This window comes from Microbacterium sp. NPDC060117 (assembly GCF_042729315.1).
Taxonomy (GTDB): domain Bacteria; phylum Actinomycetota; class Actinomycetes; order Actinomycetales; family Microbacteriaceae; genus Microbacterium.
Genome location: NZ_JBHWXR010000001.1, coordinates 370,308 through 390,738 on the forward strand (window position 1 = coordinate 370,308; position 20,431 = coordinate 390,738).

A 20,431-nucleotide genomic window follows, 5' to 3' on the forward strand; every position below is an offset into this window, starting at 1 on the left:
ATCCCCACGTTTCGGCTCCGGCCGTCACGGGGCCCATCCAGGGTTTAGCCTGTTGTCCATGACGGAACTGCGACTGGTCGAACTGTCCGCGGCGACGATCGTCGCCGTCAACAACCTCTCCCTCAAGCCCGGGCAGGAGCAGTACCTCGCGCCCGTCTCGTACGGGATCGCGGCGACCGTCATGAATCCGCAGACCAGCTGGCAGCGCGTCGTCCTGGACGGCGACGAGGTCGTCGGCTTCGTCAGTGCGAACTTCGACCCCGATGCCCCCGAGGAGCACTTCCGCTCCGTCCTGTGGCGCATCAACGTGGATGCCGACGACCAGGGACGCGGCGTCGGCCGTTTCGCCGTGGAGAGCCTGATCACCGAGGCCCGCGCGCGCGGCTTCGAGCACCTGAACGTGATCTACGAGGCGGGCACCGGCGGCCCTGAGGCGTTCTTCCAGCGGGTCGGTTTCACGCCGGTCGGCGAGACCGAGTACGCCGAGGTCATCGCGGAGATCCGCTTCTGAGCACCGGCACGCCCGGTTCTGCACCCCGACGCGCCCCCGACACGCGTACGCTGTGATCGGCGGCGGGGTTTCGAATCCCCTCCCCCATCGAAGCCCCGTCGTCCTCTCTCCCTGGAGCAGGCGAAGCGGACGTCGCCGCCCTGCGCTCCGTCGCGCTCCTCGGTCGGAGCCGCTGATCGAAGGACCGGCGGTTCCTCGCCGCCCGGATCTCAATCGCGCTCGTCGCGCCGCTTCGGGCTGCGACCGCGTGCATTCCACGTGGCGACCCACGAGGCGGCCGCGTCGGTCGCCCGGTCCAGCGCATCCGCCGACAGCCCGATCATCTGCTGCGCCGCGTCCCGCCATCCGCCCGCGCGTGCCTCCCGTTCGCGCTCGCTGAGCGGATCCCGTCCCTCAGCCCGTGCCCGCGCATCGGCCTCTGCCGTGCCGAAGGTGCGGCGGAGCCGCTCGACGGCGTCGCGGTAGGCGCCGAATTCCGCCGGCGTGACCCGGGCGGTCGGCGAGGGCCGTGCGTCACGCGCCTCGGCCATCGCGGTCAGGAAGGCGTGCGTCGATGGATCCCCCGCATCCCGCATCGTCGGATAGGCGAGCAGCAGAACGGGATCGGTCTCATAGGTCATCCAGCGCACGAGCACGGCGTCATGCGCCGCCAACGCCCGCGGAAGGGGTCGCCGCTGCGGATCCGCGCCGATCGCCAGCTCCGCACGCGCCGCGTCGAGCTGTGCGCGCCGCGCGCGGACGGCGGCCGCCGCAGCGCGCGACCGCTGCTCGGCGTCGCGGGCGACACGACGCGCGTCGGCGACCGTCGCCGCATCCGTCGCGCCCGCGGCGCGACCGGCGACGAGGCCGGCGAGCTCGGCGCGAGCCACGCGCACGGCGACGCGGGCCTCGTTCGCCTGCCTCAGCGCGCTCTGCAGATCGAGGCGCGCGGCGTCGTAGCCGAGGCGACGGCCACCGGAACGGAGCTTCTGACGCACGCCGGCCACAGTCAGCACCGCCCCGCCGGCGACCACCGGCGCGACCCACCAGAACTCCGCGGCCGCGGACCAGATCGGATCCACACCTCGAGCCTACCGACCCGCTCCACGATGCCCTCCTCGGTCGACACGCCCCCGCCGGCGCAGAATGTTCGCAACGTCACAGGACAGATCCTGCACCGCCATCCTGCGGAGTCGCCGAAACCCCTCGGCACGACGTCGCACCGAGGGGTTCGGCCGCCCGCTCAGACCAGCGTCTGCTGCCACGCGGCGTGCAGCTGGGCGAACTTGCCCGTGCCGGCGATGAGGACGTCGGGGGCGTCGTCCTCGATGATGCGTCCATGCTCCATGACGAGCACGCGATCGGCGATCGCGACCGTCGACAGACGATGCGCGATGATGATCGCGGTCCGGTCCGCGAGCAGAGTCTGCAGCGCGTCCTGGATCAACCGCTCCGACGGGATGTCCAGCGAGGCGGTCGCCTCGTCGAGGATCAGCACGGCGGGGTCGGCGAGGAAGGCCCGCGCGAACGAGATCAGCTGACGCTGCCCCGCCGAGACGCGCCCACCGCGCTTGTTCACGTCGGTCTCGTACCCGTCCGGGAGCGCGTCGATGAACGCGTCGGCGCCCACGGCCCGCGCGGCGGCGCGGATCTCCTCCATCGTCGCGTCGGGCTTTCCGAGCGCGATGTTGTCGGCGACCGTGCCGCTGAACAGATACGCCTCCTGCGTGACCATGACGATCGCGCGGCGCAGATCCTTCGGATGCAGATCGCGAAGATCCACGCCGTCCAGCGTCACGGCGCCGGCCGTCGGGTCGTAGAAGCGCGACACGAGCTTCGCGAGCGTCGACTTGCCGGCACCGGTGGTGCCGACCAGTGCGATCGTCTGCCCCGCCGGGATGTCCAGGGAGAAGTCGGGCAGGATCACCCGGTCCTGGGCGTACCCGAACTCGACGTCGTCGAAGCGCACGTGGCCCTTCGACGCCCAGAGGTCGACCGCCTTGACCGGATCCGGAACCGTCGGCACCTCGTCGAGGACGCCGGACACCTTCTCCAGTGCGGCCGTGGCCGACTGGAACGAGTTCAGGAACATCGCGATCTCCTGCATGGGCGCGAAGAAGTTGCGCACGTACAGCACCGCGGCCAGCAGGATGCCGACCTGGATCTCACCGCTCGCCATCCGCACGCCGCCCCACACCACGACCACGCCGAGGGTGAGCGCGGCGACCGCCATGAGCCCGGGCTCGAACGTGCCGAAGAGCAGCATCGATCGACGGTTCACGTCGCGGTAGTCACCGGCCACCTCCTGGAAGGACACGTCGTTGCGGGGCTCCTTGCGGAACGCCTTCACGGCGCGGATGCCGGTCATGGTCTCGACGAACTGCACGATGACCTTCGCGCTGATCACGCGCGACTCGCGGTACACGAGCTGCGAGCGCTGGTAGAACCAGCGCATCAGGTAGACCAGCGGAACGCCGGCCAGCACCAGCACCACACCGGACTCCCAATCCACCAGCACGAGCGCGATGAAGGTGAACAGCCCGTACAGAAGGCCCGACACCAGCTGGTTGAGGCCGCCGTCCAGCAGCTCCCGGATCGAGTCCAGATCGCTCGTCTGGCGCGAGATGATCCGGCCCGAGGTGTAGCTCTCGTGGAACTCGAGGCTCAGCCGCTGGGTGTGCAGGAACATGCGCTTGCGCAGGTCGAGCAGCACCGCCTGCGTGATGCGGGCGGTGAGCACCGCGTACCAGCCGATCAGCGCGGATCCGACCGCGCCGATCACGAGGAAGGCGATCCCGACCACGATCGTCGGCATCCAGTCCGCGTGCTTGAGCACTGCCGGCAGCGCCGTGTTCAGCCCGTAGGCGATCAGTGCGGGGCCGGCGACCTGCGCGGCCGTCGAGATCACCAGCACCAGTGCGGTGAGCGTGATCTGCACCTTGAGCGGCGCGATCAGGGATCCGAACAGCCGCAGCGAGCGACGACGGATCGCGCGGCTCTCCTCGTGCGTGAGGTCGGAGCGGTCCTCGTCCTGGGTTCCGATGACGCTCATGCCTGCACCTCCTCGTTCTCGGCGTGGGTATCGGCGGCGCTCTCGCCGAACGCCTCGGTGGCGGGCGCGGCCTTGGGGACCGCCTCCCGGATCACGGGGATCGCGCCCGTGCGCGCGGCCTCCTCGGCCTCGAGGCTCGAGATCACGTGCCGGTAGTGCGCGCTCGTGCGCAACAGCTCCGAGTGCGCGCCGACCGCCGTCACCTTCCCGTTCTGCAGCAGCGCCACCCGGTCGGCGAGGGCCACGGTCGAGGGGCGGTGCGCGACGATGAGCGCCGTGGTCTCCGCGAGCACATGGCGCAGCGCCTCCTCCACGAGCGCCTCGGTATCGACGTCGAGCGCCGACAGCGGGTCGTCCAGCACGAGCACCTTGGGCTTGGCCGCCACGGCGCGCGCGAGCGCGAGCCGCTGACGCTGTCCGCCGGACAGGCTCAGCCCCTCCTCGCCGATCATCGTCTCGACGCCCTCGGGGAGCGTGTCGACGAAGGCGGCCTGCGCGACGTCCAGCGCTTCGCGGAGCACGCGCTCCGCCTCGTCGCTGTGCACGTCCAGATCGGCCCGGCCCAGCAGCACGTTCTCGCGCACGGTGGCCGAGAACAGCGTGGCGTCCTCGAACGCCATCGCGATGTGCGTGCGCAGCTCGGCCAGGGTGAGGTTGCGCACGTCGACGCCGTCGAGCGTCACGCGCCCGCCGGTCACGTCGTACAGGCGCGTCGGGAGGGTCGTGAGCGTGGTCTTGCCGGATCCGGTGATGCCGACAAGCGCCATGGTCTCGCCGGGGCGCAGCACCAGGTCGATGCCGTCGAGCAGGTCGCGCTCGTGCGGGCGGGCGTCCTGGTAGCGGAAGCGGGCTCCCTCGAACGCGAGCTCGCCGCGGGGCTCCGCGATGCTCACCGGGTTCTCCGGATCGGTGATCGTGTTCTGCTCGTCGTAGATCTCGAAGACGCGGTCGGTGGCCGTGCGCGCGTCGAGCATGAACGAGAACAGGAAGCCGATCGACTCGATCGGCCAGCGCAGCACGGTCGCCATCGCGAAGTAGGCGAACAGCTCCGGCGCGTTGAGGGCGCCCTGGGCGATCAGCCAGATGCCGGCCACGAGGTTGAGCGCGAACGCGATCTCGGGCATCAGCACGAGCCAGAACCAGATCCAGCCCACCGAGCGCGCCTTGCTCAGCTCGGTCTCGCGGAGCGACTCGGCCTGGCGCGCGAACTTCACGAGTGCGTGCTTGCCGCGGCCGAACGCCTTGAGCACGCGGATGCCGTGCACGCTCTCCTCGACGCTCGTGGCGAGGTCGCCGGCCTGATCCTGGCTGCGCCGGGTGAGCACGCCGTAGCGCTTCTCGAACAGGAAGCCCGAGATCCACAGCGGCACGGCGGTGATCAGGAAGATCGTGCCGAGCAGCCAGTGCCAGCGGAACAGCAGGGCCGCGCCGATGACGATGGTGAGCAGGTTGACGACGAGCAGCACCAGGCCGAAGGCGAGCCAGCGGCGGATGAGGCCGATGTCCTGCATCATCCGGCTGAGCAGCTGGCCCGACTGCCAGCGGTCGTGGAAGGCGACGGGCAGGCGCTGCAGGTTCGAGTACAACTGCGTGCGCATGCGGTACTCCACCTGGGTGGCGGGGTTGAGCACGAACTGCCGACGCAGCCACACCATGAGGGCCTCGCCGAGGGCGAGCACCGTGACGGCGACCGCGCCCCAGATGATGGCGCCGATCTCGCCGGTGGCGATCGGGCCTTCGAGCACGACCTGGAGCAGCAGCGGCACGCACAGGGCGATGACGGCGGCGGCCAGAGCGGAGGCTCCGCCGCCGATGAGGCGCCAGGCGACCGGCTTCACGAAGGGCGCCAGGCGCGCGAGCGCGCGGGGCGTGGAGAGGGTGGAGGCGGATGAGGACGACGTGGATTCTTCAGACATGATTCTCAGCGGTTGCGTATCAGGGGGATGGCAGGGGACGAGAAGGAGCGGACGCGAGGCATCCGTGCGATGAGCGACCGGTGCGGCCGAGGGGGTCGGAGCGGTTCAGAGGCCCTGGGCCGCTGAACGTCCGCGAAGACGCAGAGGTTCCGCCGTGAGCGGGTGGGTCTGAGTCAGTCCTCGGCCGGGGTGATGGGCGAACCGGCGACAGCGCTGATCGACGATGCAGTGGTGATCGTGGGCATGGTGTCCTCCTCGGTTCGACGGCCGCCGGGTCGGTTGACGCGACAGCCGTCCAGCCTATGTTTGTGAACCGTCTGAACGCAAGCGTTTTCCCGAAACCGATCTCATCGCCCTCGTGGCCTGTCCCGGACCGTCGCCTTCGCGCGGCTCGCTGGTACTGAGGGCAGCATCCGGCGCGCGGCATCCATTCCCGATCCGCCGGAAGCTCTGGGTCGGCCCGCGGTTCACACGACGGCACGGCGCGCGCCAGGAGTCCGATCGTCGGATCGGATCAACCGGAGCGTCCGGTTTCGGTCGAGCGGACAGCCGAGCGGCGTCCGCGGCTCAGCAGGATGGGAGCACGATCCCCTCCCGAAGGAGCCGCCATGCCGGAACCCGTCGAGACGCTGGTCGCGGAGATCCTGCGCCTCGTCCGCTGCGAGTCGCCGTCGGACGACCTCGCCGCCGTCGCCCGCAGCGCCGACGCCGTCGCCGAACTGGGCACGACCCGCCTCGGCGCGGCGCCGGAGCGGATCGTGCTCGATGGCCGCACCCACCTGCGCTGGCGCTTCTCCGGCGAGCCGAGGATCCTCGTCCTCGGCCACCATGACACGGTGTGGCCGATCGGGTCCCTGCACGAGCTGCCCGCCCGCGCGGACGAGCGGACGCTGGCGGGCCCCGGAGTCTTCGACATGAAGGCCGGACTCGTGATCGCCTTCCACGCGCTCGGCCTGCTTTCCGACCTGACCGGGATCACACTGCTCGTGACGGGGGACGAGGAACCGGGATCGACCACCTCGCGAGCGCTCATCGAGGACGAGGCCCGCGAGGCGGTCGCCGCGCTCGTGCTCGAGGCGGCGGGCCCCGACGGCGCGCTCAAGATCGCCCGCAAGGGGGTCTCGCGCTATGAGGTCGCCGTGCACGGGCGCGCATCGCACGCGGGGCTCGACCCGGAGCACGGGGTGAACGCGACATTGGAGCTCGCGCACCAGGTGCAGGCCGTGGCGCTCCTCGGGGACGCCGACGCGGGCACCACGGTCACCCCGACGCGCACGAGCTCCGGCACGACCACGAACACCGTCCCCGCCCAGGCCTCGTTCTCGGTCGACGTCCGTGCGCTCTCCGCCGCGGAGCAGGACCGCGTGCACGCCGGGATGCTCTCACTCACCCCTCGACTGGCGGGTGCGCGCGTCGACGTCGACGGAGGGATCAACCGTTCCCCCCTCGCCGCCGACTCCTCCGCCGAACTGTTCCGTCGAGCGCAGCGGGTCGCGGACGCGCTCGCGCTGCCTCCGCTCGCGGGGATCAGCGTCGGCGGGGCCTCGGACGGCAACTTCACCGCGGGCGTGGGCACACCGACGCTCGACGGCCTCGGTGCGGTCGGCGGCGGGGCGCATGCCGCTCACGAGCACGTGCTGATCGCCGAACTCGAACCACGGGTGCGCCTGCTGGCCGGCCTCATCGAGGACATCCGCGCGGCGCCGCCGGGCCCGCCTGCCCCGGTCGCACTCCCGGCGTCGGCCTCGACCACCGCTCCCATCCGATGATCGGAGCCACCGCACCCACCACGGGGGAACGGGCAGGCCTGCTCGCAGATGCGGACCGCGCCGCGATGGCCGCGGAGGCCGCGTCCGGAGCGACGATCCGCCCGCTCGACGACATGCGCGACCTGGCGGCCGTGCGGGCCCTGTACGAGCGCATCTGGCGTACAGGGGCGACGAACCCTCCGGTCACGGCCGACATGCTGCGCGCCCTGGTGCAGGCCGGCAACCAGGTCTCGGGCGCGTTCGACGACCGCGACGGAGTCCCGGAGCTCGTCGGCGCCTGCTTCGGCTTCTTCGGTCCGCCCGCCTCGCGGAACCTGCACAGCCACATCGCCGGCACGACCCCGCGCGCGCGAGGGCGGCACCTCGGCTTCGCCCTGAAACTGCATCAACGCGCCTGGGCTCTGCACCGCGACGCGGACACGATCACATGGACCTATGACCCGCTCATCCGCCGCAACGCGCACTTCAACCTCGGCAAGCTCGCGGCGTCGGTCGACACGTACCTTCCGCGCCTCTACGGCGCGCTCGACGACCGCATCAACGGCGGCGATGAAACGGACAGGATCCTGGTGCGCTGGGAGCTGGGGTCCCCGCGCACCCTCGCCGCGGTCGAGCACCGGCCGTTCGCGGTCGATGCCGCCCGGGCTCGCGCCGAGGGCGCTGCCGTCGCGCTGCGCCCCGATGATTCCGACGCCCCGAGTCTCGCCGCACCTGACGCCGACACGGTGCTGATCGGCGTGCCCGCCGACATCGAGGGCATGCGCGAGACGGATCCGCGGCGCGCCGCCGACTGGCGTCTCGCCCTGCGCGACGTCATGGGAGAGCTGCTCGCCGACGGCGCGACCGTCCGCGGCTTCGATCGCACCGGCTGGTACATCATCGACAGACAGGAGAGGCCATGAAGCTCGAGGGCGTGGAGGTCCGGACGATCCGGATGCCGCTGGTGAGCCCGTTCCGCACCTCGTTCGGCACCGAGACCGTGCGCGAAGCGGTGCTCGTGCGGGCGGTCGGCGCCGACAGCGAGGGCTGGGGAGAATGCGGCGCGAGCGCGCTGCCGCTGTACAGCTCGGAGTACACACCGGCTGCAGCAGCGGTACTCACCGACGTCCTGGCGCCCGCACTCGCGGACCGCGGCGACCTGGACCCGCATCGGATCGCCGGAATCCTGGCGCCGTTCAAGGGGCACCGCCAGGCCAGGGCCGCGCTCGAGACGGCGGTCCTGGACGCCGACCTCCGTTCCCGCGACGTGCCGCTGTCCTATCACCTCGGCGCCGTCAAGGACCGGGTCGCGTGCGGTGTCTCGGTGGGCATCACCCCGACGATCCCCACACTTCTGGACGCCGTCGAGGGCTATCTCGCCGACGGCTACGTGCGGATCAAGCTGAAGATCGAGCACGGCTGGGATCTGGAGCCCGTGCGGGCCGTGCGCGAACGCTTCGGCGACATCCTGCTGCAGGTCGATGCAAACGCCGCCTACGGGAGGGCCGACATCGAGCACCTCGCACAACTTGACGCCTTCGATCTGTCTCTGCTGGAGCAGCCGCTCGCCGCCGACGATCTCGCGGGCCACGCGATGCTCGCCCGACGGATCAGCACGCCGATCTGCCTGGACGAGTCGATCCTGTCGGCCGCGCACGCCGCGCAGGCGATCGAGCTCGGCGCCTGCCGCATCGTCAACATCAAGCCGGGTCGCGTCGGCGGCTACCTCGAATCCCGGCGGATCCATGACCTCTGCGTCGCGCACGGGGTCCCCGTGTGGTGCGGCGGCATGCTGGAGACCGGCATCGGCCGCGCGGCCAACCTCGCTCTGGCCGCTCTGCCCGGCTTCACCCTGCCCGGCGACACCTCGGCCTCCGCGCGCTACTACGAGACCGATGTGACGGCGCCGTTCCGGCTCGACGACGGGCACATGAGCGTCCCCACCGGGCCGGGTATCGGCGTGACGCCGGATGCCGCGGTGCTCGACGAGGTGACCGTCTCACGCGCCTGGATCCCGTTCGCATCATGAGCGGCGCAGCAGGCGGCGGCGCGCGTTCGGACGCCGGCGGAGTCCGCGACGGACGCCGCACGACAGCGCGAGGCCCCGTGCTAGCGTCGCGAAGGTGCCCCCGATGAACCACCGCCCGCAGGTCACCCTGGTGCGGGTGCTCGAGGCACTGGACACCACGCTGCTCACGGTCGTCTGCGGCACGGTCGCACCCGAGCGCACGATCGAGGCGATCGTGATCCACGATCCTCGCGACGAGCCGGACGCCCCGCGCAACTCGCTCGTGATGGGCGTCGGCGTCGAGGATCCGGAGCTCGTGAGGCGCTTGCTCCCCCTGCTCGCCCAGGCCGCTGTGACGGCCCTCGTGGTCCGCGCCCCGTTCGACGCCGACGACGCGCTGCGGGCCGAGGCCGAGGCGACCGGCGTCGTGGTGCTCGCGCTGAACCCCGGCACGACATGGGCGCACCTGGCCGGCATGCTGCGCTCACTCATGACGCCCGGGGATCCGGACGAGGCGCGGCCGGTGACGTTCGGCGGCATCCTCGCGGGCGACCTGTTCGCGGTGGCCGACGCGATCGCGGCGCTGCTGGAAGCCCCCGTGACGATCGAGGATCGCAACGCGCAGCTGCTGGCCTTCTCGAACGGCCCCGAGCAGCAGCGCGCACCGGGGATCCGCGCCCGCCCCCTGCCGTCGCAGGACGTGCGCGCGCTCGAGGAGAGCGGCGCCCTCGCCCGGATCGCGCGGAGCGAATGGCCTGTCGAGGTCGCCACCGGCTCCGCCGGCGACGAGGTGCGCACCGCGATCGCCGTCCGCGCCGGGGACGAGGTGCTCGGCACGATCTGGACCGCGGGCTCGCTCACTGCGGAGCGCAGCGCGTCCCTCCACGATGCCGCGAAGCTCGTCGCGATGCACATGGTGTGGCAGCGCACGGATGCCGACGTGGAGCGCCGGCTCCGCGCCGAGCTACTGCGCACCGCGCTCTCCGGCGGCCCCTCCGCCGGAGAGGCGGTGCACCGCCTGGGGCTGCGCGAGGAGCACAGCGTCGTGCTCGCCCTGACCCTGCACGATCCCGCCGCCGAGCAGCTCTCGCACGCGCACCTCGCCGCGGAGCGCAAGCGCGTCGCCGACGCGTTCGCCGTGCACCTGTCGTTCGCGCACCCGCGCTCGGTCTCCGGCCTCGTCGGCGACATCGCCTACGGCGTGCTTCCTCTCGCCTCCACGGCGGACGCAGACGAAGAGGGCGACAGCGCTGTGCGCGTGGCGATGGAGTTCCTCGCCCGGATGCGCTCGACGCTGCGTCCGCTCATCGGCGTCGGCATCGTGGTCACGGAGACCTCGCTCCTCCCCCGCTCCCGAGCGAGCGCCGACCGCGCGCTTCGGGTGCTGCGCGCCGGCATCGTGGACCGCCAGGTCGCCAGGCTCGATGAGGTGCACGCCGAGGCGCTGCTGCTCGAGCTCGCCGGACCCGCGCGGGACATCCCGTCCGGTCCGCTCGCGCGGCTGCTCGCCTATGACGAGGCGCACGGCAGCAGCCTCGCCGAGACGCTCGAGGCCTGGCTCGATGCATTCGGCGACGTCGGCGTCGCAGCCGCAGCGAAGTTCGTGCACCCCAACACGTTCCGCTACCGCCTGCGCCGCGTGGCGGAGGTCGGCCGGATCGACCTCGATGACCCGAACGCGCGCTTCGGCGCGATGATGCAGCTGCGCCTGCGGGCCATCAATCCCGAGCGCTGACCCGCGCCGGGACACGCCCCGACGCGGGAACCCGTGCGTGGAGGCGCCGATCGGACCGGGTCGGGTCTCGCGTTCAGCGGCGCGACTCGGGCCGGACCGGATCCGGCAGACCGAGCGCTCCCAGGAGGCACGCGAGCCAGGCCGCGTCCTGCGCGACGATCACGTCATGCCCGGTGCCGGATCCATGGCCGGCGTTCTCGTAGACGTGCAGCAGGATCGGCGCCGGTCCGCGCTGCGCCGCCTGCATGCGCGCCACGAACTTGCGTGCCTGCCACGGCGGACAGCGCGGGTCGTTGGCACCGGCCTCCACGTAGAGCAACGGGTAGTCCGCCGGTCGCACGCGCTCGTACGGGGACAGCGAGATCATGCGCTCCACGTCGACGGGATCGTCGGGGTCGCCCCAGGCCTTGCGGATCACGAACTCCAGATACGGGTTGCGGAACCCACCGACGAGGTCGAGCAGCGGGGCGCGCGGCAGCACCGCGCACCACAGGTCGGGGCGCGCGGTGATCGCGTTGCCGCACATGAGCCCGCCGTCGGAGCCGCCGGACAGCGCGAGCCGGCCTGGTGCTGCGATCCCCGCGGCGACCACGTCCTCGGCCACCGCGAGCAGGTCGCCGTCGCGGGTGCCGCGTCGTTCGCGGTCGGCCGCCCGGAACCAGGCGCTCCCGAACTCTCCCCCTCCGCGCAGGTACGCCTGCACGACGGTGCCTCCCGAGGCCAGGACGGCCGCGAGATCCGGCTGGTACTGCGGAAGGGTGGGGATCCCTGCGGCGCCGTAGGCCGAGATCAGCACCGGAGCCGCCCCGGAGCCGCCCCGCGGGCGCACGACGTGGTAGGGGATCGCGGTGCCGTCGGAGGCCGTCGCCTCACGCAGCTCCGCGGTCGCGTCGATCACGATCTCGGGTTCGCGCAGCACCTCGAGCGCACCGCCCGGTCGGTGCCGGTACACGCCCCACGACGAGGTGAGCGTCGAGAACGCGAAGAGGAAGGTTCCGTCCCGGCTCTCGGCTGCGAGACCGGTCAGCGGGAAGAACGGGGCGGCGAGAGCGCCCTCTCCCGGCAGGGGCAGGGTGCCCCGTTCGGCGCCGCTGTCGTCGAGGATCCGCACGCGCGCGGCGGTGCGGTGGAACTCGCTCAGGTACAGCGCATCACCGACCGGGAGCACGGAGCGCAGCACCGCGTCGCTCTCCGGCACCAGCTCCGTCCAGCAGGACGGGTCGGCCGGATCGTCGGCGTCGAGCGGGATCGCGACGAGCCGGCGGCGGGGCGCGTCCAGGTCTGTGACGGCGACATAGCGGTCACCCACGATGTGCCCCACGACGGTCTCCGGCCGCGACGGCAGGAAGGGACGCCACGGCGCAGCGGGATCGGCGAGGTCGCGCACCGCGACGGGGAACGGCGTGCCGACCCGGTGGCTCGCGACCGCCCAGCGTCCGTCCGGAGAGAACTGGATCCGGGTGTACTCGCGCGATCCTGCCGGGACCGGCACGTCCTCGACCGCGGACGGTCCCCGCATGCCCAGCGTCCGGCGGTACACCACCTGACGGAAGTCGTGCGCGGTGCTGGAGAGGCCGAGGAAGGCGAAGCCCGTGCTGTCGGGGAACCACGAGATCCCTCCGCCCCAGGAGCTGTGCAGCAGCTCCGGCGGGGCGTCGTCGCGCAGCGCGCCCGTGCTCGTCTCGACGAGCTCGACCCGATTGTGCTCGCTGCCGTCGGTGCAGACCCCGAGCGCCAGCAGCGCACCATCGGGCGACGGGGCGAACCAGCTGAGCACGGCCGTGCTGCCCGACGCGTCGAAACGGGCGAGATCCACAAGGGTGCGCCCGACGCCGTAGGGCTCGTCGGCGACCACCAGACGGCGCCCCTCCGCACGGAACCAGCGTCCGTTCCCGCCGCGGGGCAGCTCCGGCCAGGCACCGGTGTGGCTGCGCTCGACCAGGGCGAGGACGGCCTCACGGTCGTGGCCGGCCCAGATGCTCTGCTCGGCGTGGGATGCTTGGGCGCGCTGCCAGTCGGCGACCTCGCCCGGGACCGAGGCATCGCCCTCGAGCCAGCGGTAGGGATCCGGCACCGCGATGCCGGCGACGATCTCCACGGTGTCCTCGACCCGGGCCGGCAGCGGTGCGACGCTCATGCGAGGCCCTCCTGCCCGTCGCCCGGCGCGTCGGACCGTGCGCCGGCACCCGGAGGCGACGGAGCCGCGTCGCCTCCGCCGGGGCTCTGGCGCCCGACGCCGAACTCCGCCTGCAGCCGGTCGAGGTGGCCGGGCACGAGCTCGACCCGATGCCGGTGCGCGATCGCATCGAACGCGCCCGTCACATCGGCGAGCGGATCCATCCCCCCGCCCGCGTGCGTGCCCTCGACTCCGTCCCGCAGCGCGGCGGGCGCGTCGCGCAGATCGACGAGCACGTCACCGAGCGGATCCAGGGCGAGTTCGAGCGAACCAGGGGCGGGTTCGCGCTCCGAGAGCGCCGCCTCCCAGTCGAAGGGACGCGGCGAGCGCTCGACGAACGAGACCACGGGGCCGTGCCCGTATGTCATGCCGATCACTCGCAGCCCGGCGCCGAACCGCTCGTGCAGCAGCGTGCCGATCGTCGGTCGGCCGTGCAGCGGCTCCCGGCGCACGTGCGCGTTGTGCGCGAGCACCAGGATCCGCTCCTCGCGCTCCGCGATCCACGCGACCGTGTCGGCCATGAGCCGCTCCCGCGGGTACGCACCCGGCTCGCCGTCCCAGGCGAGCTCCGCGAGGAAGGCATCGAGCGTCGCCGCGCTCCGCCGCGCGATGTCGTCGCCGTCTCGCTCCACCCGCGCACGCAGCCCGGCGATGCCGTCGCGGATGCGGGCTCGCCCTTGCTCGTCCAGGCTCTCCCAGGCGATCGCCGCCTCGGTGCGTCCGCCGAGATCCGTGATCCGGCGCAGCTCGTCGTCGCCGGGGTGCGCGGGGATGTGCGCGAGGCATACCCGCACAGCGGGTCCGGGCGAGGTCGAGGATCCCGGCAGGTCCATGCCCCAGAAGCGCAACGTGCCGCCCGCCGACCCGGACTCGCCGGGCCCGGTCGCGCGCGCCGTCCGACGCTGCTCGTTCTCCGAGCGCATCCAGCCCAGCTGCCGGCGGACGGCGTCGGAATCGCCGAAGCCGTAGGTGATCCCGGCCCGGGCGACGTCCTCGACGTCGCCCGTTCCGCCCTGGATCCACGCGTCGACGGCCAGCCCTTCCGCGAAACCCGACTCGCGCACGAAAGCGGTGAAGCCGAGCTCCGTCGCGAGCGTGCGGAACAACCCGTCGCCGAGCCGGGCGAAGTCGTCGATGCCGTGCGCGCCCTCGCCGAGCAGCACGACGCGCGCATCACCGACCAGGCCCTGCACCAGAACGGGATCCCAGGGGGCGCCGGGTGCCGCCAGCGGGCGGACGTACGTCCGATCGGTCTCGCGCATCAGGGATGATCCTCTCACCGTCACGGGGCCGGCCTCTCGGGACCGGCCCCGTTCCGGGTCGCTATTTCTGCTTCTGGGTGAAGTACCACTGCTCCGGGGAGTAGATGAACTTCAGCAGGCCCTCGAACGTGTCCGGCGGCCCGGAGAGCGTGCTCTTCCAGACGATGAGGTTGTCCGGGGTCGGCAGGAACAGCACCGGCAGGTCCTTCGACAGCAGGGTCGTCTCGGCACTCAGCGCCTTCGGGTCGGATCCGAACACGCTCGCCTCGATCGCCTTGTCGGCGTCCGCGTTGCTGTAGCTGCCGAGGTTGAAACTGCCATCGGTGTTGAACGCGCCGTTCGCGGTCGGGTACGAGGTCATCACCAACGGCCCGCTGTCCTGCATGGCCCATTCGTTCGTGTTCGCCGGTGCGCCGGGATTCGTGTAGTTCTCGTACATGTAGTTCAGGGACTTCGAGACGACCTTCACGTCGATCCCGATCTTCTTCGCCTCCGAGGAGAACGCGAGGTCGCGTGCGCCGACGTAGCTCGGAGAACTCGCCGAGGCGAGCGTGAACGAGATCTTCTGCCCCTTGGCGATGCCCGCACCGCACTGGTCGGATCCGGTGCCTGCCCGCTCGCAGGTCGTGCCCGCCTTGTCGACCTTCCAGCCATGATCGGCGAGCAGCTTCTCGGCCGTCCGGGGGTCGAAGGGGTAGGGCGCCTTGTCGCCGAAGGCGGGCGGGAAGGCCGAGCCCAGCCCGACGGTGGCGTAGTTCTCACTCGCAGCGCCGTTGTAGACGCCGCGGCTCTTGATGTACCCCGGCTGGTCGACGAGATGCTGGAGCGCCTGTCGCACGTAGGGCTGGGCGATGATCTTGTCGAACCCTCCCGTGGTGTTCGCGAAGTTGATCACCAGGGGATCCGAACGCGCGGGGGCGGGGGCCGCGTAGACGTTGTAGCCCTTCTTCCGCAGATCCTCGATCTTCGAGGAGTAGCTGGAATCGAGACGCCCGACCGTGATCGTGCCCGCCTGGTACTGGTTGTAGATCGCGGCGGCCGAGGTGAAGGCCTTGAAGTCGACCTGCTCGAGCCGATGCTCCCCCGGGCCCGTGTACGCCTTGTTGGGGGTGAGCGAGAACGATCCGGTGGTCGGTTCGAAGCTCTTCAGCGCATACGGTCCGCTCACGACCTGCCACAGGGGGTTCGTCGCGAAGGTGGACTGGTCGGAGGACTGCCCGGTGAGGAACGTGTAGATCGCGCCCGCGTTCGCCGGATCCGTGTAGTCCAGCACCGGCCCGCCGCTCGCGGCGATGCTCCAGTCCGCCGAGGGGAGGACGACGAGCTGCTGAAGGAGCGATTCCAGGTACGCGGGGTTGTACGCCTTCTCGAGCGTGAACACCACGGTGTCGGTCCCCTGCGCGGTCGCGGTCACCCCGTCCGGGAACTGCCCGGGCGTGTAGAACGCCCAGTTGGCAGCGCTCTGGGCGACGGCGGCCTTGAGGATGTCGAGCGAGAAGACGACGTCTCCGGCGGTGAGGGCCTTGCCGTTGGACCAGCTGTTCTTCCTCATGGCGATCGTCACGGTGCGGCCGTCGTCGCTGTAGACGGGGGCCTCGGCGAGGCTCGTGCCCGCGTTGCTCTTGCCGTCGGCGTCGGCGCGATACAGCGTGCGCCACATCAGGTCGTAGCCGATCACCGCGCCGTTCGCCTCGGCCGGCGGGTACGGGAAGATGTAGTTCGGGGCGAGGCCGGGCGTCATCGCGATCGTGATGACGCCGCCGTCGACGGCCTTGCCGCTCGCGGCCGGGATGGTGCGGTACTGCGAGGGGTCGACCTTGGTGGTCCCGGCGGTGCAGCCGGTGGTGATCAGGGCGGCCGCGACCGTGAGCGCGATCAGGAGGCGCCGTCGCCTCCGGGGAACCTGCGGGTTCATGCTGTGCTCCTTCTTCGAATTCATCGGGTTCGTCGAGCGGGTTCGTCGGGTTCTTCGGTTTCCGGGGCGATCCCGCCGGGTCCCGGATCCTGCTGATTCGAGCGTGCAGGACGTCTGATCCGGCACGTTCAGAGATCCGGACAGTTTCCGTTCCGCGCGGCTGTCAGGGTGGACACACCCGCTCCGCGCACTCACCGCCGCCGATCGAGAACGTCGCGCAGGGCGTCGCCGAGAAGGTTCAGCCCCAGCACCACGACCACGATGCACAGCCCTGCGGGGTAGATCAGCCACCAGTTGCCGGCAGTGATGTACGCGACGCCGCTGGAGAGCTGGCTGCCCCAGTCCGTGACCGGATAGCTCAACCCGAACCCGAGGAATCCGAGCGCGGCGATCACGAGGATGGCGTCGGCGACCTGGAAGGTGAGGTTCACGATGATCACGCCGAACGTGTTCGGGATGAGGTGCGTGAAGATGATCCTGCGGTCCCCCGCACCCATGAGCCGCGCGGCCTGCACGAACTCGCGCACCCGCAGCGACAGCACCTCGCCGCGGATGAGCCGCGCCGAGACGAGCCAGGAGAAGCCGCCGATCACGAGGCTCAGGGTGAGGGGTGTCGCGGTGAACCGCGCCGCGATGATGAGCACGAAGAACAGGAACGGGATCGCGAGCAGGACGTCGACGAACCGCATCATGATCCCGTCGACGACGCCCCCGGCGAGCCCCGCGACAGCGCCGTAGATCGTGCCGAGCGTCGTGGCGAAGACGGCGGCCAGCAGGCCGATCTCGAGCGACACCTGTCCGCCCAGCATGAGACGGCCGAGCACGTCGAAGCCGTTCGGGTCGGTGCCGAGCGGGTACCCCTCCCCCGGCGGCAGGAGCGCATCGAGCAGGTTCACATCGGTCTGGTTCGTCGGGTACAGCAGCGGGCCGACGAAGCTGAACAGCACCAGCAGCGCGAGCAGCGCCGCCCCGGTCACAGCCATCGGGCTGCGCCGCAGCCCCCGCAGGACCGCTCCCGCGGCGAGCGGCCGCGCCCTCGATGCGGTCGCGACGATGACGTCGGTCTTCTCGGACAGCTCAGGGTGTGCGGTGGTCATCTGCTCAGCTCGATCCGTCGGTCCGCGCGTGCGACCACGAGGTCGGCGAGGAGGTTGCCCAGCACGGTGAGGGCACCGCCGATGAGCGTGTAGGCCAGCAGCACCGGATAGTCCTCGCGATGCAGGCTGTTCAGGAACAGGAGGCCGAGGCCGGGGTAGTTGAACACCGACTCGACGATGAGATTGCCCGCCAGGAGCGTCGGGATCATGACGCCGACGAGCGTGATGAGCGGGATGCAGGCGTTGCGCAGCAGGTGCCGCATCAGGACGATCCGCTCCGGGGCTCCCTTGGCGCGCGCCACCTTGATGTAGTCCATGCCGAGCTGTTCGAGCGCCGCGGAGCGCTGGTACTGCGAGAAGACGACGACATTCGTGAGCGCGAGCGTGAGCAGAGGCAGCGCCATCGCGCGCGGATCCGTGAACACGACCCAGGGCGAGGCGGACTGCGAGGCCTCCGCGGGGAAGAGCGGCACGAGTTGGCTGAGCAGCGCGATCAGCAGGAGCGCGACGAGGAACGACGGCGTCGCGTAGAGCAGATAGGCGACGCCGGTGGCGGCGCGATCGACGACGGTGTTCCGCCGGACCGCCTGAAGGATCCCGAGCGGGATCGCGATGAGCAGCGCAAGCACGAGACCCGAGAGGGACAGCACGGCGCTGCGCCCCGCGTTCTGCGCGAACAGCACCGACACCTCCTCGTTCAGCTTGTAGGAGCGCCCGAGGTCGCCGTGCAGCAGCTGTCCCACGTAGTCGACGTACTGCGCGAAGAGCGGACGGTCGAACCCGTTCTCCCGGTTGAACGCGTCGACTGCGGCGGCCGAGGCCTGCGGGCCGAGCACGACCCTGCCCGGGCTGTCGGAGATGAGATGCAGCATCACGAAGATCACGATCGAGATGCCGATCAGCACGAGCAGTGAGATCAGGATCCGGCGAAGCAGATAGGAGATCATGCCGCCGCCTCCGTCTCGGTCCGGTCCGCATCGGGGCTCGGGGCACCCTTCGCTGTCGTCTTGGGCTGCAGCGGGAAGTGGCACGCGACGTCGTGGCCGGTGCCGACTGCTTCCAGCACCGGCTCCTCCGCCGCGCACAGCTCGGTCGCGAGCGGGCATCGCGTGCGGAACCGGCAGCCGCTGGGAGGGTCGAGCGGGCTGGGCAGTTCTCCCCGCACGCGCTCGGCACCGACCGGCACCGGGGCGTCCGGATCCGCGACGGGCACCGCCGCGAGCAGACCGGCGGTGTACGGATGCGCGGGCCGCTCGTAGACGTCATCCGTCGCGCCGGTCTCGACGATCTTGCCGAGGTACATGACCCCGACCCGGTCGGAGAGGTAGCGGATGACCGACAGGTCGTGCGAGATCACCACGCTGCTGAGCCCTCGCTCGCGCTGCTGGGTGCGCATCAGGTTCAGCACCTGGGAGCGGATCGAGACGTCCAGGGCGCTCACCGGCTCATCCGCGACCAGGACGTCGGGATCCAGCGCGAGAGCCCGGGCGAGCCCGATGCGCTGACGCTGCCCGCCGGAGAGCTCATGCGGATACCGCTCCATGATCGACGGACCGAGCCCGACGCTGTCGAGCAGCGCGATCGCCCGCTCGGTGCGCTCCGCCGTCGTACCGATGCCCTGGATCGCGAGGGGCTCGCGCAGGATCGTACCGATCGTCATCTTCGGGTCGAGCGCGGCGCCGGAGTCCTGGAACATCATCTGCAGCCGCGCCCGATGGGCTCCGAGCGCCCTCCTGCTCACCCCCGAGACGCGCGCGCCCTCGAGCCGCACCTCGCCCGCCGTGGGCCGGTCCATCGCGACGAGCATGCGCCCCAGTGACGACTTGCCGCACCCGGACTCCCCGACGAGGCCGAGGGTCTCGCCCGCTCGCACGGTGAAGCTCACCCCGGAGACCGCCTTCACGGTGCGCCGACGCCCCTTCGGCGTCCAGCCCGAGACGGGGTGCTCCTGTACGAGCTCGAGGACCTCGAGCCGGGGTGCCGCCGACGCCTCCACGATGCGGCCGGCGGGAAGGGCACGGCCCAGCCGCACCGCCGTCGCCCCGTCGACGGGGTTCCAGCACGCGAAGACGTGCCCGCCGTCGCCGTCCAGCGGCGGCCGCTCAGTCCGGCAGCGATCCGTCGCGGCCGCGCAGCGCGGCGCGAACCGGCACCCGGGAACCGTCTCCGCAGGGTCCGGCGGGGATCCGGGGATCGAGAACAGCTCGGCGCCGCGGTCCTGCTCGAGCGACGGGATCGAGTCGAGCAGCGCCCGAGTGTAGCGGTGCTTCGTGCGCCGGAACAGCGAGCGGGTCGGGCCCGTCTCCACGAGTCTTCCCGCGTACATGACGCCGACGCGGTCGGCGTGCCGTGCCACCACGCCCATGTCATGCGTGACGAGGATCATCGCCATGCCGAGCTGATCCTTGAGCCCGCCCAGCAGGTCCAGGATCTCGGCCTGGATCGTGACGTCGAGCGCGGTCGTGGGCTCGTCGGCGATGAGCAGATCGGGTTCGGTGATGAGCGCCATCGCGATCATCACCCGTTGCCGCATCCCGCCGGAGAGCTGATGCGGATAGTCGCGCATGCGCTCGGAAGGGCGCGGAATGCCCACGAGCGCCAGCATCTCCTCCGCCCGGCGCAGCGCCTCCGACCGGCGTGCCAGTCCGTGCAGCAGGAGCGGCTCCGCGACCTGGTCGCCCACACGCTGAGTGGGGTTCAGTGCGGTGAGCGAGTCCTGGAAGACCATCGAGATCCGGCGCCCGCGCAGTGCACGGAAGGCGCGCGGGTCCGCACCGACGAGCTCCTCGCCGTCGAAGCGGATCGATCCGCTGGTCACCACGGATCCGCTCGGCAGCATCCCCATGATGGACAGACCCGTCATCGACTTGCCGGATCCGGTCTCGCCGACGATGCCGAGCGTCTCGCCACGAGCGAGGTCGAGGTCGACGCCGGAGAGAGGACGCACGGTCCGCTCCCCCGTGCGGATCTCGACCGAGAGGTCTCGAATCGTCAGCATTGCGCGCTCCCTTGCGCCCGCCGCTCCGCACGGC

At 71.3% G+C, this 20,431-nt stretch carries 14 protein-coding genes; 5 read left to right on the forward strand and 9 right to left on the reverse strand.

The window, feature by feature from the left end:
* Positions 1-58 precede the first annotated feature (58 nt).
* Complete coding sequence (locus tag ACFWCK_RS01630; protein WP_233312910.1) at positions 59-511, forward strand: GNAT family N-acetyltransferase; 453 nt, start codon at positions 59-61, stop codon at positions 509-511.
* A 209-nt stretch (positions 512-720) separates the two neighbouring features.
* Here ACFWCK_RS01630 and ACFWCK_RS01635 read toward each other — a convergent pair whose 3' ends face one another.
* The 3 genes from ACFWCK_RS01635 to ACFWCK_RS01645 form a co-directional block, all read right to left on the reverse strand.
* Entirely contained in the window at positions 721-1,572 is an 852-nt protein-coding gene (locus tag ACFWCK_RS01635) for a hypothetical protein (RefSeq protein WP_378804232.1), read from the reverse strand.
* A 161-nt stretch (positions 1,573-1,733) separates the two neighbouring features.
* Positions 1,734-3,542 carry an ABC transporter ATP-binding protein gene (locus ACFWCK_RS01640; RefSeq protein ID WP_378804233.1) on the reverse strand — a complete coding sequence of 603 codons (1,809 nt, stop codon included), beginning with the start codon at positions 3,540-3,542 and terminating at the stop codon, positions 1,734-1,736.
* On the reverse strand, positions 3,539-5,458 hold the full coding sequence (locus ACFWCK_RS01645) for an ABC transporter ATP-binding protein (protein ID WP_378804234.1): 1,920 nt from the start codon (positions 5,456-5,458) through the stop codon (positions 3,539-3,541). The genes ACFWCK_RS01640 and ACFWCK_RS01645 overlap by 4 nt, the downstream gene beginning before the upstream one ends.
* 608 nt (positions 5,459-6,066) lie before the next feature.
* Between ACFWCK_RS01645 and ACFWCK_RS01650 the strand changes: the two genes are divergently transcribed.
* From ACFWCK_RS01650 to ACFWCK_RS01665, 4 genes are all read left to right on the forward strand, one after another.
* Positions 6,067-7,227: a M20/M25/M40 family metallo-hydrolase gene (locus ACFWCK_RS01650; protein ID WP_378804235.1), complete on the forward strand. Its 1,161-nt coding sequence runs from the start codon at positions 6,067-6,069 to the stop codon at positions 7,225-7,227.
* Entirely contained in the window at positions 7,224-8,129 is a 906-nt protein-coding gene (locus ACFWCK_RS01655; protein WP_378804236.1) for a GNAT family N-acetyltransferase, read from the forward strand. Before ACFWCK_RS01650 ends, ACFWCK_RS01655 begins: the two co-directional genes overlap by 4 nt.
* Complete coding sequence (gene menC, locus ACFWCK_RS01660; RefSeq protein ID WP_378804237.1) at positions 8,126-9,235, forward strand: o-succinylbenzoate synthase; 1,110 nt, start codon at positions 8,126-8,128, stop codon at positions 9,233-9,235. The genes ACFWCK_RS01655 and menC overlap by 4 nt, the downstream gene beginning before the upstream one ends.
* A gap of 103 nt (positions 9,236-9,338) precedes the next feature.
* On the forward strand, positions 9,339-10,949 hold the full coding sequence (locus ACFWCK_RS01665) for a PucR family transcriptional regulator (RefSeq protein ID WP_378804238.1): 1,611 nt from the start codon (positions 9,339-9,341) through the stop codon (positions 10,947-10,949).
* Positions 10,950-11,022: 73 nt separating this feature from the next.
* Here the strand turns inward: ACFWCK_RS01665 and ACFWCK_RS01670 are convergent, their stop codons facing one another.
* From ACFWCK_RS01670 to ACFWCK_RS01695, 6 genes are all read right to left on the reverse strand, one after another.
* The gene (locus tag ACFWCK_RS01670) at positions 11,023-13,086 is read right to left on the reverse strand and encodes a prolyl oligopeptidase family serine peptidase (protein WP_378804239.1); all 2,064 of its coding nucleotides are present in this window, start codon (positions 13,084-13,086) and stop codon (positions 11,023-11,025) included.
* Positions 13,083-14,387, reverse strand: coding sequence for an erythromycin esterase family protein (locus ACFWCK_RS01675; protein ID WP_378804240.1), 1,305 nt, complete (start codon positions 14,385-14,387; stop codon positions 13,083-13,085). Before ACFWCK_RS01675 ends, ACFWCK_RS01670 begins: the two co-directional genes overlap by 4 nt.
* A gap of 61 nt (positions 14,388-14,448) precedes the next feature.
* A complete protein-coding gene (locus ACFWCK_RS01680) occupies positions 14,449-16,302 on the reverse strand; it encodes an ABC transporter substrate-binding protein (RefSeq protein WP_378804241.1) in 1,854 nt (617 codons plus the stop codon).
* 191 nt (positions 16,303-16,493) lie between these two features.
* Positions 16,494-17,399: an ABC transporter permease gene (locus ACFWCK_RS01685; RefSeq protein WP_378804242.1), complete on the reverse strand. Its 906-nt coding sequence runs from the start codon at positions 17,397-17,399 to the stop codon at positions 16,494-16,496.
* Positions 17,396-18,346, reverse strand: coding sequence for an ABC transporter permease (locus ACFWCK_RS01690; RefSeq protein WP_233310428.1), 951 nt, complete (start codon positions 18,344-18,346; stop codon positions 17,396-17,398). The genes ACFWCK_RS01685 and ACFWCK_RS01690 overlap by 4 nt, the downstream gene beginning before the upstream one ends.
* Complete coding sequence (locus tag ACFWCK_RS01695) at positions 18,343-20,397, reverse strand: dipeptide ABC transporter ATP-binding protein (protein WP_378804243.1); 2,055 nt, start codon at positions 20,395-20,397, stop codon at positions 18,343-18,345. Before ACFWCK_RS01695 ends, ACFWCK_RS01690 begins: the two co-directional genes overlap by 4 nt.
* Positions 20,398-20,431: the final 34 nt, after the last annotated feature.